Source organism: Vibrio sp. E14, assembly GCF_020515785.1.
Taxonomy (GTDB): Bacteria; Pseudomonadota; Gammaproteobacteria; order Enterobacterales; family Vibrionaceae; genus Vibrio; species Vibrio diabolicus.
The window spans coordinates 1-17,023 of record NZ_JAHPJI010000019.1 but is presented as its reverse complement, the minus strand read 5'-3'; the positions used below and the strand labels follow the sequence as shown (position 1 = coordinate 17,023).

The following is a 17,023-nucleotide window of genomic DNA, read 5'->3' as shown; positions in this document are numbered from 1 at the left end:
AGGGAAAAAAGTTAATGCCGCATTCAAATCAGATTTTCCTGCTCTCAGAGCATCGCGACACCTACAAAACGTTACTGGCAGAGAAAAATCTGCCCGATCTTTGCCTCACCGACCAACCTGAAGAAGCTCAGATCGTACTGGCGGATCCACCATTACTATCACAAAGGTTAGACGAGTTTTCACAGCTTGAGTGGGTGCAATCCACATTTGCGGGGGTGAACGCTTTAATGTCACCGGATCTGCGCCAAGATTACACACTGACCAACGTACGCGGTATTTTCGGCCCATTAATTGCCGAATATGTGCTGGGTTACAGTATTGCCCATTACCGCCACTTCAACCGATACCACCAGCAACAACAAAACAAACGATGGCAGCCTCACCTCTATACATCATTACAAAGTAAAACCATGGTGATTCTCGGTACTGGTAGTATTGGGTGTTATTTGGGCAATGCCGCTAAAGCAATGGGAATAAAAACCATCGGTATGAACCGCACAGGTATTCCGACCTCAGGTGGTGAGTTTCATCAGACCTTTCATATCAGTGAACTAAGTAAGGCATTAGAACAAGCCGACATTGTTGTGAATACCCTACCAAGTACACCGGAGACGCAACAGTTACTCAATCGTCAAACACTCAGCCAACTAAGTCAGGCATTATTGTTTAACGTAGGTCGTGGTGACGTACTGGATGAGGCTGGATTGCTCTTCGCTCTGAAAAACCGTTGGGTAGAACACGCCTTCTTAGATGTGTTTGAGCAAGAACCGTTATCGGTAGAACATCCGTTTTGGAAACTTCCGCAAGTCACCATCACTCCACACATTGCTGCGCTGAGTTTTCCCGAGCAAGTCATCGAGATTTTTGCTGACAACTATCTACGCTGGCGCGATGGGTTTTCATTAAATTATCAAGTGGATTTCGAAAAGGGTTACTGAGAATGTCGTTAGACGAGCTATTGCAACAAGTGAGGGCCTGCCAGATCTGTGCGGATAATTTACCCTTGGGCGCAAACCCTGTCGTACAAGCAGCAAAAGGGGCACGCATCCTAATCATCGGTCAGGCCCCTGGCACACGCGTGCACCAAACCTCAATACCTTGGAATGACCCAAGTGGTGATCGATTACGCCAATGGCTCGATATCGACAAAGACGTTTTCTACGACCCAAATAAAATTGCCATTGTCCCAATGGGATTCTGTTATCCAGGCAAAGGGAACTCTGGTGATTTACCGCCTCGCAAAGAGTGTGCGCCCACTTGGCATAAAAAGATTCTTGAGCAGCTGCCCAATATAGAACTCACTCTACTAATTGGTCAGTACTCGCAGCAGTACTACCTGACCAATAAGCCCAAAACGCTCACGCAAACCGTTCAGCAATGGCAGGATTGGGAACCTGATTTTATCCCGCTTCCTCATCCTTCTCCACGCAATACATTGTGGTTAAAGAAGAATCCTTGGTTTGAGTCTGAAGTCGTGCCATACCTTAAAAAACGCGTTCACTCGATGCTTTAGGTTACCCATGATCTAATTGCTTTTTTATCTGTACAAGAAAATAAGCACACAAACACAAACCGCTAAGCTGTTGTTTATAATAAGATTAAACAATAAGCGTACAGACTAAATAGTAATTAGATCATAGTAGGCCAAATACTACTAGAGCTGTACAGCCTTGAGTTTCAGATAAAAAATTGAATTTTAGGTAAAAAAATACCGGCACTGAATGCCGGCATTTGATTGTAAAAAATCTAACTTACTTGTGGTATGGCTTAGATAACTCGTGTACCGCTTCCACAAATACGCCCGCGTTTTCTGGCGGTACATCCAAGTGGATACCGTGACCTAGGTTGAACACATGACCAGTCCCCGTATCACCAAATCCTTCTAGGATATCCGCTACTTCTTCACGGATGCGCTCTGGCGAAGCGTAAAGCATTGATGGGTCCATGTTACCTTGCAGCGCCACCTTATCACCGATACGTGCTTTCGCGTCTGCAATGTTGATTGTCCAGTCTAGACCAACCGCATCACAGCCCGTTGCTGCGATTTGCTCAAGCCACATACCGCCATTCTTAGTAAACAGTGTGACTGGCACGCGACGACCATCGTTTTCACGAATCAGACCATCTACAATCTTGTGCATGTATTGCAGTGAGAACAGGTTGTAGTCACGAGGCGTCAGTACGCCACCCCATGTGTCAAATACCATTACCGACTGCGCGCCTGCTTTAATTTGCGCGTTTAGGTACTCGATAACGCTGTCTGCCAGCTTATCTAGAAGTAAGTGCAGAGTTTGTGGTTCCGCGTACATCATTTTCTTGATCTTGGTGAAGGCTTTAGAACTGCCACCTTCGATCATGTACGTAGCAAGAGTCCACGGGCTACCAGAGAAGCCAATTAACGGCACTTCACCCTTAAGGTCTTTACGGATCTGACGTACTGCGTTCATTACATATTGCAGTTCACCTTCTGGATCTGGCAAACCAATTTTTTCCACGTCAGCTTTGCATGTAATTGGGTTATCAAAAACAGGTCCTTCGCCCGCAGCAAAACGTAAACCAAGCCCCATTGCATCTGGAATCGTTAAGATGTCCGAGAATAAGATCGCGGCATCAAGAGGAAAACGGCGTAATGGTTGAAGTGTCACTTCGGATGCTAATTCTGCATTTCGACACAAAGACATGAAATCACCCGCTTCTGCACGAGTCGCTTTGTATTCTGGTAGGTAACGACCTGCCTGGCGCATCATCCATACTGGCGTGTAATCTACCGGCTCTTTTAAAAGCGCACGCAGATAACGATCATTTTTTAATTCAGTCATTCCGTAATTCCAACTGTTAGGCTTTCTGTGAAAGGGGGTATTCTATCACTGATTTAAGTCCAATAGCTGTGTGCTTTGCAACCTGGATCAAGTTATTAACTTTTAAATCAATGCTTAATTTGCACCCAATCGGTATCAATGTTAAAAATTTGTTCGCTAGCGAAAACTACAATTATAAACTGAGTACCCAGTACTCAGCATCTCATAACGACATCTTACTTACCCCCTCCCTCTCGGAGGGTTTTTTTTATCTATTTATCAGATAATTAGAATCAATATCTTGTAGCGTTTGTTCGATAAGCGCTCTTGCAATCGTTCCTTTAGGCGCAACAGGCGGCATCTCGTCAATACCAAACCATTGTGCATCAGACAGCTCAGTGTAGTCTGGACTTAACTCTCCCGATTCATAGTCAGCTAAAAACCCCATCATCATACTCGATGGGAAAGCCCAAGGCTGGCTGCCAAAGTAACGAATATTTTTAACGAGAATTCCTGTTTCTTCATGAATTTCTCGAGCCACACACTCTTCTAATGTCTCACCAACTTCTAAGAAGCCGGCAATAACGGTATACATACCATTTCGATGCCTAGGATGTTGGGCCAATAAGATCTGGCTCTCTTTACGCACAGCAACGATAATACATGGAAATATTCGAGGATAATGGAGAGTACGGCATTCGCAACACTGCATAGCTAACTGGTTATTATTAAGAAAGTTTCTTCCACCGCACTGTGGGCAAAAACGCAGACTTTGCGTCATGTGCCCATACTGGACCGCTTTACTTAGCAACATAAATAATGGCTCAGGAAAATGCAGGCAGTCGCGCAGTGAGACTAATGGTAGATCATGCTCCAAATCAGACAAATTAAGCCACATGACGGGCGAACCTGAATACTCACCAATGGGCCTTGCACTCACTTCTGGCAGTGATAACTGCTCTGCAGACCCGAAAGGCACAGCACCATCCACCAGCCAAATTTCACTTCCTGCAACAACACACCAGTATGCATTTATCGCGCGGTTAACATCACCTTTTCTTAACATTACACCATCCCTTTGCTTGAAGTTCGTTCATTTTACTGGCAATCTAATTTCATACTAGAGTTTGTCGTTAAGTAAATTCGCACTCTAAATTCTAGTAAGGACAAGAGTTTGTAATAACTTTACTAACTTTGCTTTGCAAAGGATACGTTCGCCAACAGGCGATCAGATCATGAGGGCATGGTCATGCTAAAAAAATTCAAACAAACACAAGACCAGTGGGGTGGCTCAAGTGATGTCATTGATCACTGGTTAGAGACACGACAATCCCTGATTGTTGAATATTGTAAGCTTGCAGCACTGCAACCTTGTTCGAAAACCAATGTTATTGAACTCCCATCTCCTTCCGAATTGCAGGACTTCTGTCAGCATCTCGTTGATTACATCTCCGAGGGCCATTTTAAAATCTATGACATGGTTATGGATCGCTGGAAAGCAACTGGCTTTGTCGTGACCAATGAGATCAATCAAACTTATGGCCAAATAGTCCTGACAACTGAACCACTATTGAACTTTAACGATAAGTACTCAGAAGTTACTGAAGATGATGAATTAGATGATTTCGATTCTGATATGTGTCTCATTGGCGAAATTCTTGAGACTCGATTTGAAGTCGAGGACTATCTGATACAGCAGATCGCAGAAAGTCTGTCTATGCCCCCAGGGGCTTAGTGTTTGCGAACATTCAGAGACTGAAGGATAGAAAAGACTGACGATCATCGTCGGTCTTTTTTGTTTCTAGCCTTACCAGTATTACCTTCTATAAGAACCCTCTCGAAGAAAAAGGCAGGATAAAAACTAAAAAGGCACCCGAAGGTGCCTTTTTTCTTAAGCTTCTAACGATTACTCGTTAAATGGCTTACTCTTCAGAAGAGAAACCAGCGTTTAGAAGTGCCGCTAGGTTGTCCGTTGCTTGCTCAGCAGAAGGACCATCTTGCGCTTCAGAACGTTTAGCTTGACGCTCTTGGTGGTATGCGAAACCAGTACCAGCTGGGATCAGACGACCAACAATTACGTTCTCTTTCAGACCACGTAGGTCGTCACGCTTACCAGAAACTGCTGCTTCTGTTAGTACGCGAGTTGTCTCCTGGAACGATGCCGCAGAGATGAACGACTCAGTCGCTAGAGATGCTTTAGTGATACCTAGTAGTTCACGTTCGAAACGTGCAGGCTCTTTGCCTTCAGCTTCTAGGTTACGGTTAGCAATCTTAACTTGTGAGTACTCAATCTGCTCACCAGGTAGGAACTCAGAGTCACCAGAGTGAGTAATAGTACACTTACGTAGCATCTGACGAACGATAGTTTCAATGTGCTTATCGTTAATCTTAACGCCTTGTAGACGGTAAACTTCCTGTACTTCGTTAGCAATGTACTGCGTTACCGCGTGTACGCCACGTAGACGTAGGATGTCGTGTGGAGACTCTGGACCATCTGCGATCACGTCACCACGTTCAACTTTTTCACCTTCGAATACGTTCAACTGACGATGCTTAGGAATCATCTCTTCGTAAGCTTCACCGCTTTCACGTGTGATCACTAAGCGACGTTTACCTTTGGTCTCTTTACCGAAGCTCACAGTACCTGTGTGCTCAGCAAGGATTGCAGGCTCTTTCGGCTTACGTGCTTCAAATAGGTCAGCAACTCGTGGAAGACCACCAGTGATATCTTTGTTACCGCCAGACTTCTGAGGAATACGTGCTAGTGTCGCACCAACACCTACTGCTGCGCCATCTTCGATGTTCACAATCGCTTTACCAGGTAGGAAGTAGTGAGCTGGCATATCAGTACCAGGGATCATTACATCGTTACCTTGCTCATCAACAAGTTTGATAGCTGGACGCATATCTTTACCTGCTGAAGGGCGAGCTGCTGGGTCAGTTACTTCGCTTGAAGATAGACCAGTTAGGTCATCAGTTTGACGAGATACTGTTACGCCGTCGATCATATCTACGAACTGGATGCGACCTGCTACCTCAGTAATGATAGGTAGTGTGTGCGCTTCCCAGTTTGCAACTGTTTCGCCAGCTTGAACTGTATCGCCATCGCCTTTGCTTAGTAGCGTACCGTAAGGCAGTTTGTGTTTCTCTTTCGTACGACCAAACTCATCAATAATAGTTAGCTCTGTCGCACGAGAAGTGATAACGATCTTACCGTCATCTGCTAGTACAGATTTAGCGTTGTGTAGCTTGATAGAACCGTTGTTCTTAACTTGAACACTGTTCTCTGCCGCTGCTGTCGATGCCGCACCACCGATGTGGAACGTACGCATGGTAAGCTGTGTACCTGGTTCACCGATAGACTGAGCAGCGATAACACCTACTGCTTCACCTTGGTTCACTAGGTGGCCACGTGCTAGGTCACGACCGTAACACTGTGCACAACAACCGAAGTCAGAATCACACGTTACTACAGAGCGCACTTTCATGCTGTCTACTGAGTTCTCTTCCATGATTTGACACCACTTCTCATCGATCAGGGTGTTACGTGGAATAAGAACGTCTTCAGTGCCAGGTTTTAGTACGTCTTCAGCAACAACACGACCAAGAGCAAGCTCAGAAAGTGCAACTTTAACATCACCACCCTCGATGTGAGGCATCATGTCGACACCTTCATGAGTGCCACAGTCATGTTCAGTTACAACAACGTCTTGAGCAACGTCTACTAGACGACGAGTTAGGTAACCCGAGTTCGCTGTTTTCAGTGCCGTATCCGCAAGACCCTTACGAGCACCGTGCGTTGAGATAAAGTACTGAAGTACGTTTAGACCTTCTTTAAAGTTCGCCGTGATCGGCGTTTCGATGATTGAACCATCTGGACGCGCCATCAGACCACGCATACCCGCAAGCTGACGAATCTGTGCTGCAGAACCACGAGCGCCCGAGTCCGCCATCATGTAGATGCTGTTGAATGACTCTTGCTGTTCCTCTTCACCGTCACGGTTAACTACCGTTTCAGATGAAAGGTTTTCCATCATTGCTTTCGCAACACGGTCGTTGGTCGATGCCCAGATATCGATAACTTTGTTGTAGCGTTCGCCCGCAGTAACAAGACCTGATTGGTACTGTTCCTGGATTTCACGTACTTCTTCTTCCGCTTCTGCGATTTCAGTGTACTTAGCTGCTGGTACAACCATATCGTCGATACCAACAGATACACCAGAAAGTGCCGCGTATGCGAAACCGGTGTACATGATTTGGTCAGCGAAGATTACAGTGTCTTTCAGACCTAGTTTACGGTACGCCTCGTTAAGTAGGTTAGAGATTTGCTTCTTACCTAGCTTTTGGTTAACGATGCTGTACGGTAGACCAGCTGGCACGATTTGCCATAGCATTGCACGACCAACAGTGGTGTCTACCATCTTGGTTTCTGTAGTGCTGTTGCCGTCTTCGTCTACAACGGTTTCTGTAATACGTACTTTAACGCGTGCGTGAAGCTCAGCTTGTTTAGTGCGGTATGCTTTCTCAGCCTCTTCTGGGCCAGAAAGGTACATGCCTTCACCTTTCACGTTGATCTTTTCACGAGTCATGTAGTACAGACCCAATACAACGTCCTGAGAAGGTACGATGATCGGATCACCTGACGCTGGCGACAGAATGTTGTTTGTCGACATCATCAGAGTACGAGCTTCAAGCTGTGCCTCTAGAGTTAGAGGTACGTGAACCGCCATTTGGTCACCATCGAAGTCCGCGTTGTACGCCGCACACACTAGTGGGTGTAGCTGAATCGCTTTACCTTCGATTAGTACTGGTTCGAACGCCTGGATACCTAAACGGTGAAGTGTCGGTGCACGGTTCAATAGTACTGGGTGTTCACGGATTACTTCGTCTAGGATATCCCAAACGACCGCTTCTTCACGCTCTACCATTTTCTTAGCAGCTTTGATTGTAGTCGCAAGACCACGAGTCTCTAGCTTGCTGTAGATGAATGGTTTGAATAGCTCAAGTGCCATCTTCTTAGGAAGACCACACTGGTGTAGACGAAGGTATGGACCTACTGTGATAACAGAACGGCCAGAGTAGTCTACACGTTTACCTAGAAGGTTCTGACGGAAACGACCTTGTTTACCCTTGATCATATCAGCAAGAGATTTCAGAGGACGCTTGTTAGAACCTGTGATCGCACGACCACGACGACCGTTATCTAGTAGCGCATCAACAGACTCTTGCAGCATACGTTTTTCGTTACGTACGATGATGTCCGGAGCAGCTAGCTCTAGAAGACGCTTCAAACGGTTGTTACGGTTGATCACACGACGGTATAGATCGTTAAGATCAGAAGTCGCAAAGCGACCGCCATCTAGAGGTACTAGAGGACGTAGATCTGGCGGAAGTACTGGAAGTACAGTTAGGATCATCCACTCTGGATTGTTACCCGATGCGATGAACGCTTCTACCAGCTTAAGACGCTTAGTTACTTTCTTACGCTTAGTTTCAGAGTTTGTTGTCTCTAACTCTTCACGCATTTGTTCTGCTTCAGCGTGCATATCCATAGAACCTAGTAGGTCCTTGATAGCTTCCGCACCCATCTTAGCAGTGAACTCGTCGCCCCACTCTTCTAGACGATCTAGATACTCTTCTTCAGTAAGCATCTGACCTTTTTCTAGATCAGTCATACCTGGTTCTGTTACTACGTACATTTCGAAGTAAAGAACACGTTCGATATCACGTAGAGGGATATCCATCAGTAGACCGATACGAGACGGTAGCGATTTTAGGAACCAGATGTGAGCTACTGGTGAAGCCAGTTCAATGTGGCCCATACGGTCACGACGAACTTTAGTTTGTGTAACTTCTACACCACACTTCTCACAGATAACACCACGGTGCTTCAGGCGCTTGTACTTACCACAAAGACATTCGTAGTCTTTAACTGGACCAAAGATACGCGCACAGAACAGACCATCGCGTTCAGGTTTGAACGTACGATAGTTGATCGTTTCAGGTTTTTTAACTTCACCGAAAGACCATGAACGGATCATGTCTGGTGAAGATAGACCGATTTTGATTGCATCAAATTCTTCGGTCTTATGCTGTGCTTTTAGAAAGTTTAATAAGTCTTTCACAATCAGCTCCTGTAAGGAGTTAAAAGGAGCTCACTCGCTAAAGTGAGCACCTTCTTCCAAATAATCGCTTTGATTCTCTCGACTTTCATCAAGAGAGAAAGGATTACTCTTCGTCTTCTAGCTCGATGTTGATACCTAGCGAGCGGATCTCTTTCAACAGTACGTTGAACGATTCTGGCATGCCAGGTTCCATGCTGTGGTTACCGTCTACGATGTTTTTGTACATCTTAGTACGGCCGTTAACGTCATCCGACTTAACCGTTAGCATTTCTTGTAGCGTGTAAGCAGCACCGTATGCTTCTAGTGCCCATACTTCCATCTCACCGAAACGCTGACCACCGAACTGAGCTTTACCACCTAGTGGCTGCTGAGTTACTAGGCTGTACGAACCAGTTGAACGAGCGTGCATCTTGTCATCAACAAGGTGGTTCAGTTTCAGCATGTACATGTAACCAACAGTTACAGGACGCTCAAACGCATCACCTGTGCGACCATCAAATAGCGTTAACTGACCTGATGTTGGTAGATCTGCTAGCTCAAGAAGTGCTTTGATTGACTCTTCTGGAGCGCCATCAAATACAGGAGTCGCGATTGGTAGGCCGCCACGCAAGTTCTTGATCAGAGTACGTACTTCATCATCAGATAGAGAAGCAATGTCTACTTTCTGGCGAGTGTCGCCTAGATCGTAAACTTTTTGTAGGAACTCGCGGAATTTCGCTAATTCTTGCTGCTCTTTAACCATCTGGTTGATCTTATCACCGATACCTTTCGCTGCCAGACCTAAGTGTACTTCTAGGATCTGACCGATGTTCATACGCGAAGGTACACCCAGTGGGTTAAGTACGATGTCTACAGGCTGACCTTTTTCATCGTATGGCATGTCTTCAACAGGGTTGATCTTAGAGATTACACCCTTGTTACCGTGACGACCCGCCATCTTATCACCAGGCTGAATGCGACGTTTAACCGCTAGGTAAACCTTAACGATCTTCAGTACGCCAGGTGCTAAATCATCACCTTGAGTGATCTTACGACGTTTAGTTTCGAACTTCTTATCGAAGTCAGCTTTTAGCTCGTCCCACTGCTCAGCAAGTTGCTCTAGCTGAGTTTGTAGTGCGTCATCTTCTAGCGTTAGTTCTAGCCACTTCTTACGATCAGTAGAGTCTAGTTTCGCTTCAGAGTAACCGCCTTCAATCAATACAGCTTTAACACGGTTTAGAAGGCCACCCTCAAGAATCTGGAATTCTTCAGTTAGGTCTTTCTTCGCTTCTTTAAGCTGCATCTGTTCGATTTCAAGCGCACGCTTGTCTTTCTCTACGCCATCGCGAGTGAAGACTTGAACGTCGATGATCGTACCTGATACAGAGTTAGGCACACGTAGTGAAGTATCTTTAACGTCAGATGCTTTTTCACCGAAGATAGCACGTAGTAGCTTCTCTTCAGGCGTTAGCTGAGTTTCACCTTTAGGTGTTACTTTACCAACTAGGATGTCGCCACCCTTAACTTCAGCACCGATGTAAACGATACCTGACTCGTCTAGTTTAGACAGAGCAGATTCACCTACGTTTGGAATATCAGCTGTGATCTCTTCAGAGCCCAGCTTAGTATCACGCGCCACACAAGTAAGTTCTTGAATGTGGATTGTCGTGAAGCGGTCTTCTTGAACTACGCGCTCAGATACTAAGATCGAGTCTTCGAAGTTGTAACCGTTCCAAGGCATGAACGCGATACGCATGTTTTGACCAAGCGCTAGTTCACCAAGGTCTGTTGAAGGACCATCAGCAAGAACGTCACCGCGTGATACAGGCTCACCTGGCATCACACATGGGCGCTGGTTAATACATGTGTTCTGGTTAGAACGTGTGTATTTAGTCAGGTTGTAGATGTCGATACCAGCTTCACCTGGTACTAGCTCTTCTTCGTTAACTTTAACAACGATACGAGAAGCATCTACTGACTGGATTACACCACCACGTTTAGCAACTGCAGTTACACCTGAGTCAACGGCTACGTTACGTTCAATACCAGTACCAACAAGCGGTTTGTCCGCTTTCAGTGTCGGAACTGCCTGACGTTGCATGTTCGCACCCATCAATGCACGGTTCGCATCATCGTGTTCTAGGAACGGGATAAGCGATGCAGCGATAGATACAACCTGGTTTGTCGCAACGTCCATGTACTGAGCGTGCTCACGAGGGTGTAGACCAGATTCACCTTTCTGACGAGCTGTGATCAGCTCATCTGCAAAAGTACCATCTTCGTTTAGCTTAGCGTTCGCCTGAGCGATAACAAATTGGCCTTCTTCGATTGCAGATAGGTAATCTACTTCGTCTGTTACAACACCATCTACAACGCGACGGTATGGTGTCTCTAGGAAACCGTACTCGTTACAACGTGCAAACGCAGATAGAGAGTTGATCAGACCGATGTTTGGACCTTCAGGGGTTTCGATAGGACATAGACGACCGTAGTGAGTTACGTGTACGTCACGTACTTCGAAGCCAGCACGTTCACGAGTTAGACCGCCAGGACCCAATGCAGAAATACGACGCTTGTGCGTTACTTCTGATAGCGGGTTGTTTTGGTCCATGAACTGTGAAAGCTGTGAAGAGCCAAAGAATTCTTTAACTGCCGCAGAAATTGGCTTCGCGTTGATCAAGTCTTGAGGCATGATTGCGTCAAGATCGCCTAGGCTTAGACGCTCTTTAACTGCACGCTCAACACGTACTAGACCTACACGGAACTGGTTCTCAGCCATTTCGCCTACAGAACGGATACGACGGTTGCCTAGGTGGTCGATATCGTCCACTTCGCCCTTACCGTTACGGATCGCGATCAGCTTCTTCATCACTTCGATGATATCAGTTTCATCAAGTGTGCCTTGCTCTTGAGCATCTTCACGGCCGATAGAGCTGTTGAACTTCATACGACCAACAGTCGATAGATCGTAACGCTCTTCAGAGAAGAATAGGCTTTCGAATAGAGCTTCTGCAGCTTCTTTTGTTGGCGGCTCACCAGGGCGCATCATGCGGTAGATTTCTACCAATGCAGAAATACGATCAACCGTGCTGTCGATACGTAGTGTTTCTGACATGAATGGACCGTGGTCTAGATCGTTCGTAAATAGAACTTCTAGCGCTTTGTGGCCAGCCTGAGATAGGTTCGCTAGTGCTTCCAGGCTGATTTCCTGGTTAGCGTTAACAATGATCTCGCCTGTTGCTTCATTGATGTAATCTTTTGATGCAACTTTACCTACGATGTACTCAACTGGTACTTCGATGTGATCAACACCATCTTTTTCTAGTTGGCGGATATGACGAGCTGTTACGCGACGACCTTGCTCAACGTAAACTTTACCATTCGCTTCGATGTCGAACGACGCAGTTTCACCACGTAGACGATCTGGAACCAACTCCATCAATAGAGTTTGGTCTTTCACTTCGAAGTTCACTTTCTCGAAGAAGAGATCTAGGATTTCTTCTGTCGACTTACCTAGTGCACGAAGGATGATCGATGCTGGTAGCTTACGACGGCGGTCGATACGAACGTACAAGTTATCCTTAGGATCAAACTCGAAATCAAGCCATGAACCACGGTAAGGAATAACACGTGCGTTGTATAAAACTTTACCTGAAGAGTGGGTCTTACCCTTATCGCTGTCGAAGAACACGCCTGGGCTTCGGTGCAGCTGGGATACGATAACCCTCTCGGTACCGTTAATAACGAAGGTACCATTGTCTGTCATGAGTGGAATTTCACCCATGTAGACTTCTTGTTCTTTAATGTCTTTTACAGTACCTGCTGGCGCGTCTTTATCAAAGATAACTAGGCGTAGTTTTACACGTAGTGGCTTTGAGTAAGTTACACCGCGGATTTGACATTCTTTAACGTCAAAAACTGGCTCACCAAGACGGTAGCTAACGTATTGCAGCTCAGAATTGCCGTTGTAGCTCTGAATCGGGAATACAGAACGGAAAGCGGCTTCAAGACCGTATTGACCTTCAGGATCCTGTTCGATGAATTTGTCGAACGAATCGAGCTGGATCGATAGCAGGTATGGAATGTCCAAAACTTGTGGACGAGTACCAAAGTCCTTACGGATGCGCTTTTTCTCGGTATAAGAGTAAACCATGGGGTTCCTCAGCTCGCTGATAAGTGACCCAAACTGTCCGCCCGCTCCTAGTTACTTAAGGGGGGTAAGGGACAGTGACTAATATAGCTGTTTACTGTAGTGACATTTCATTTCGTAAGAATGAAATGTTTTTTGCATGGATATCAGGCGCTTAAACAGCGGGAAAATTCGCCTATACCCTACAGCGCAAAAAGGCCGGTGGTTAAAAAACCACCAGCCAATTAGCCGTTAGGCTAAGAAACTATGCAATAATTACTTAACAGCAACAGTTGCACCAGCTTCTTCTAGCTGAGCTTTAAGAGCTTCAGCTTCTGCTTTCTCAACACCTTCTTTAAGAGGTGCTGGAGCGCCGTCTACAAGAGCTTTAGCTTCTTTAAGACCTAGGCCAGTTGCGCCACGTACTGCTTTGATTACAGCAACTTTGTTACCGCCAGCAGCTTCTAGGATTACGTCGAATTCAGTTTGCTCAGCAGCAGCTTCGCCGCCAGCAGCGCCGCCAGCTACAACAGCAGCAGCAGCAGAAACACCGAATTTCTCTTCCATTGCTTCGATTAGTTCAACAACTTGCATTACAGACATTTCTGCAACTGCGTCTAGGATTTGCTCGTTAGTAATAGACATAACAATTCTCTTTTAAGTCAACAATAAGTTTATTAAGCAACCAGTAAAAAGCAAGGCTTATGCCGCTGCTTCTTGTTTTTGATCGCGGATAGCTGCGATAGTACGCGCCAGCTTGCCAGCCGAAGCTTCTTTCATGCACATCATTAGGCGTGCAATTGCTTCGTCGTAAGTTGGTAGTGTTGCTAGTACTTCAGCGTCAGTTAAAGCGCCTTCATAAGCAGCAGCTTTGATCTCGAAATCTTTGTTCTCTTTAGCGAAGTCTTTGAAAAGACGCGCTGCAGCACCTGGGTGCTCGTTAGAGAATGCGATTAGTGTAGGACCAGTGAAAGTGTCAGTTAGACACTCGTACTCAGTACCTTCAACCGCACGACGAGCAAGAGTGTTACGAACAACTCTCATGTAAACGCCAGCTTCACGAGCTTGTTTACGTAGAGAAGTCATCGCGCCAACTTGAACGCCACGAGAATCAGCTACAACTGCAGAAAGTGCACCACTGGCAGCTTCGTTGACTTCAGCAACAATTGCTTTTTTGTCTTGAAGGTTTAAAGCCATCTTGGATTTACTCCTGGTTGTTGTTACACCACTCACTATCATCACGACAGTGAGAGCTATTGAGGTGCTTCCCCAGAAGAAAGTTAACTATATTACATAGAGCTTTCTGTCAGTTCGGGCACCATCTACGTAGGATAATTAAGCTTGCTTTTACACAAACACCTACGGTCTTGGACGGAGACTGGGTCTTAATTCATTTCGAACTAGGAGACAGTTCAAAGAACCAAAGTTCAGCCCCAACCACAAATATTAGGCGCAAAATTATACACTAATTTTGCGCCTAAGCAAATAAATTATGCTTGAGTGTTCAGGCTAGCCTGATCAACAGCAACACCAGCACCCATAGTAGTAGAGATGCTTACTTTCTTCAGGAAAGTACCTTTCGCTGAAGATGGCTTAGCTTTCTTCAGAGCAACTAGAAGTGCTTCTAGGTTCTCTTTGATCTGCTCAGCAGAGAAGTTTGCTTTACCGATAGTAGTGTGGATGATGCCGTTTTTGTCGTTACGGTAACGAACCTGACCAGCTTTAGCGTTTTTAACTGCTTCAGCAACGTTAGGAGTTACAGTACCAACTTTAGGGTTTGGCATTAGACCGCGAGGACCTAGGATAGTACCTAGTTGACCTACAACGCGCATTGCATCTGGAGAAGCAACAACTACGTCAAAGTTCATTTCGCCTTTCTTAACTTGCTCAGCAAGATCTTCCATACCTACGATGTCTGCGCCAGCTTCTTTAGCTGCTTCAGCGTTAGCACCTTGAGTGAACACTGCAACGCGGATTTCGCGGCCAGTACCGTGAGGTAGTACAGTTGCACCACGTACGTTCTGGTCAGATTTACGAGCATCGATGCCTAGGTTAACAGCAACGTCTACAGACTCAACGAATTTAGCAGTAGCTAGTTCTTGAAGAAGAGCAACAGCTTCGTTGATTTCGTATTCTTTAGTTACGTCAACTTTTTCGCGGATTACGCGCATGCGCTTAGTTAGTTTTGCCATCTTATTAACCCTCTACCACTAGGCCCATTGAACGAGCAGTACCAGCGATAGAACGCTTCATCGCTTCGATGTCAGCACCAGTCATATCAGCAGCTTTAGTTTCTGCGATTTCTTGGATTTGAGCGTCAGTTACAGTACCAACTTTTTCAGTGTTTGGACGACCTGAACCAGACTTAACGCCAGCAGCTTTCTTAAGAAGAACAGCAGCAGGTGGAGTCTTAGTTACGAACGTGAAAGAACGGTCGCTGTATACTGTGATAACTACTGGAGTTGGTAGACCTTTCTCAATAGATTCTGTTTTTGCGTTGAACGCTTTACAGAATTCCATGATGTTCACACCGTGTTGACCTAGTGCAGGACCTACTGGTGGACTAGGGTTAGCCATACCAGCAGCAACTTGTAGCTTGATGTAAGCTTCAACTTTCTTAGCCATGATAATTCCTAAGTTTGGGTACAAACGCTAATCGCGGATCAGCTCCCCGTTTGTGTAAGAAACTTTTTACTTCACTTGAAGTAAAAAGGCGCGAAATTATAGTCATAATCCGCGCCTTATACAACCCTAAAAAGGTGATTTTTTATACTCTTTAACGAAGAGTCTTAGTCCAGCTTTTCAACCTGACCAAATTCAAGCTCAACTGGTGTCGCACGACCAAAGATCGAGACAGACACTTTCAGGCGGCTCTTCTCGTAATCCACTTCTTCAACAGTACCGTTGAAGTCAGCAAATGGACCTTCGTTAACACGTACCACTTCACCCGCTTCGTACATTGTACGTGGACGAGGCGCTTCACTCGCTTTCTCAAGACGATTAAGAATCGCGTCAGCCTCTTTATCCGTGATAGGTGCCGGACGGTCTGAGGTACCACCAATGAAGCCCATGACACGCGGCACACTGCGTACTAGGTGCCATGATTCATCGTTCATAATCATCTGAACAAGGACGTAACCTGGGAAGAACTTACGCTCAGATTTGCGACGCTGACCCGCGCGCATTTCTACTACTTCTTCAGTAGGAACCAGTACTTCACCGAATAGCTCTTCCATGCCGTGCATTTTGATATGCTCGCGCAGAGATTGAGCTACACGACCTTCAAATCCAGAGAAGGCTTGAACCACATACCAGCGTTTTTTTGGAGCTTCACTCATGAATAAAAACCCTCTATACCCCAGTTGCTAGAGCTACTAGACGAACCATAATTCCGTCAATACCCCATAGCACTAGAGCCATTACAATACTTACAGCTAAAACGATCAGTGTTGTTTGCATGGTTTCTTGGCGAGTAGGCCAAACAACTTTACGTACTTCCATACGCGATTCTTTTGCAAAACTGATCGCTGCTTTACCTTTAGTCGTTGTTGCTGCAACGCCTAAGGCAGCTGCAATAAGAACAACAACGCCTGCAGCACGAACCACTACAGACATTTCACCATACAGGTAATTACCCACAACAGCGGCAGCTGCCAATACGAAAGCGGCTAACCACTTAAACGTATCTGCTGCGTTTGAGCTATCAGGAGTTTCAGCATTATTTGCTTTCATAAAACCAACCTGTTACAAGTCTTAATATAGACGACAACAACCCCGCTGTTGCAGGGCAAACTCCATATCGCTGAAAAAATCAGCGTACTCTTCTTAAGATTAAGCATCTTTGCTTAATCTTGCTCTGCGCCCAACCCACTTCTGAACAAGAAAACAGCAAAAATAATGTTGAGTGCAGAAAAAGGGCATCAAATGATGCCCTTTTTGCTACTGGTTCGTCAAATCTAATTCAAGATTTTCCGAAAGCATCGCTAATTCGC

Annotated in this window: 13 protein-coding genes; 3 read left to right on the top strand and 10 right to left on the bottom strand. The window is 45.7% G+C overall.

What is annotated here, in order from left to right; genetic code table 11:
• Window positions 1–14 precede the first annotated feature (14 nt).
• Window positions 15–938, top strand: a complete 924-nt coding sequence (locus LIX84_RS22705; RefSeq protein ID WP_226422218.1) for a D-2-hydroxyacid dehydrogenase — start codon at window positions 15–17, stop codon at window positions 936–938.
• A gap of 2 nt (window positions 939–940) precedes the next feature.
• Window positions 941–1,513, top strand: a complete 573-nt coding sequence (locus LIX84_RS22700) for a uracil-DNA glycosylase family protein (RefSeq protein WP_226422217.1) — start codon at window positions 941–943, stop codon at window positions 1,511–1,513.
• A gap of 238 nt (window positions 1,514–1,751) precedes the next feature.
• On the opposite strand, the gene hemE is transcribed toward LIX84_RS22700, so the two are convergent.
• Both hemE and nudC read right to left on the bottom strand, forming a co-directional pair.
• Complete coding sequence (hemE, locus tag LIX84_RS22695) at window positions 1,752–2,819, bottom strand: uroporphyrinogen decarboxylase (protein WP_006743188.1); 1,068 nt, start codon at window positions 2,817–2,819, stop codon at window positions 1,752–1,754.
• A gap of 247 nt (window positions 2,820–3,066) precedes the next feature.
• Window positions 3,067–3,864: an NAD(+) diphosphatase gene (nudC, locus tag LIX84_RS22690; protein ID WP_226422216.1), complete on the bottom strand. Its 798-nt coding sequence runs from the start codon at window positions 3,862–3,864 to the stop codon at window positions 3,067–3,069.
• Between the two features lie 177 nt (window positions 3,865–4,041).
• Here nudC and LIX84_RS22685 point away from each other — a divergent pair, with 177 nt between their 5' ends.
• A complete protein-coding gene (locus LIX84_RS22685) occupies window positions 4,042–4,533 on the top strand; it encodes an Rsd/AlgQ family anti-sigma factor (protein WP_031780615.1) in 492 nt (163 codons plus the stop codon).
• 187 nt (window positions 4,534–4,720) lie between these two features.
• Here LIX84_RS22685 and rpoC read toward each other — a convergent pair whose 3' ends face one another.
• The 8 genes from rpoC to secE form a co-directional block, all read right to left on the bottom strand.
• The gene (rpoC, locus tag LIX84_RS22680) at window positions 4,721–8,923 is read right to left on the bottom strand and encodes a DNA-directed RNA polymerase subunit beta' (protein WP_005397277.1); all 4,203 of its coding nucleotides are present in this window, start codon (window positions 8,921–8,923) and stop codon (window positions 4,721–4,723) included.
• Between the two features lie 103 nt (window positions 8,924–9,026).
• Window positions 9,027–13,055, bottom strand: a complete 4,029-nt coding sequence (rpoB, locus tag LIX84_RS22675; protein ID WP_225462385.1) for a DNA-directed RNA polymerase subunit beta — start codon at window positions 13,053–13,055, stop codon at window positions 9,027–9,029.
• A gap of 252 nt (window positions 13,056–13,307) precedes the next feature.
• Window positions 13,308–13,676, bottom strand: a complete 369-nt coding sequence (gene rplL / locus LIX84_RS22670; RefSeq protein WP_005397273.1) for a 50S ribosomal protein L7/L12 — start codon at window positions 13,674–13,676, stop codon at window positions 13,308–13,310.
• A gap of 57 nt (window positions 13,677–13,733) precedes the next feature.
• Window positions 13,734–14,228, bottom strand: a complete 495-nt coding sequence (gene rplJ, locus LIX84_RS22665) for a 50S ribosomal protein L10 (protein ID WP_005397270.1) — start codon at window positions 14,226–14,228, stop codon at window positions 13,734–13,736.
• 293 nt (window positions 14,229–14,521) lie between these two features.
• Complete coding sequence (rplA, locus tag LIX84_RS22660; RefSeq protein WP_005384683.1) at window positions 14,522–15,223, bottom strand: 50S ribosomal protein L1; 702 nt, start codon at window positions 15,221–15,223, stop codon at window positions 14,522–14,524.
• 4 nt (window positions 15,224–15,227) lie between these two features.
• Entirely contained in the window at window positions 15,228–15,656 is a 429-nt protein-coding gene (rplK, locus tag LIX84_RS22655) for a 50S ribosomal protein L11 (RefSeq protein WP_005384682.1), read from the bottom strand.
• Window positions 15,657–15,820: 164 nt separating this feature from the next.
• Complete coding sequence (gene nusG, locus LIX84_RS22650; protein WP_005384681.1) at window positions 15,821–16,369, bottom strand: transcription termination/antitermination protein NusG; 549 nt, start codon at window positions 16,367–16,369, stop codon at window positions 15,821–15,823.
• 13 nt (window positions 16,370–16,382) lie between these two features.
• Window positions 16,383–16,763 (bottom strand): preprotein translocase subunit SecE, encoded by a 381-nt coding sequence (gene secE, locus LIX84_RS22645; RefSeq protein WP_005397258.1) that lies wholly within the window; start codon window positions 16,761–16,763, stop codon window positions 16,383–16,385.
• Between the last annotated feature and the right edge of the window lie 260 nt (window positions 16,764–17,023).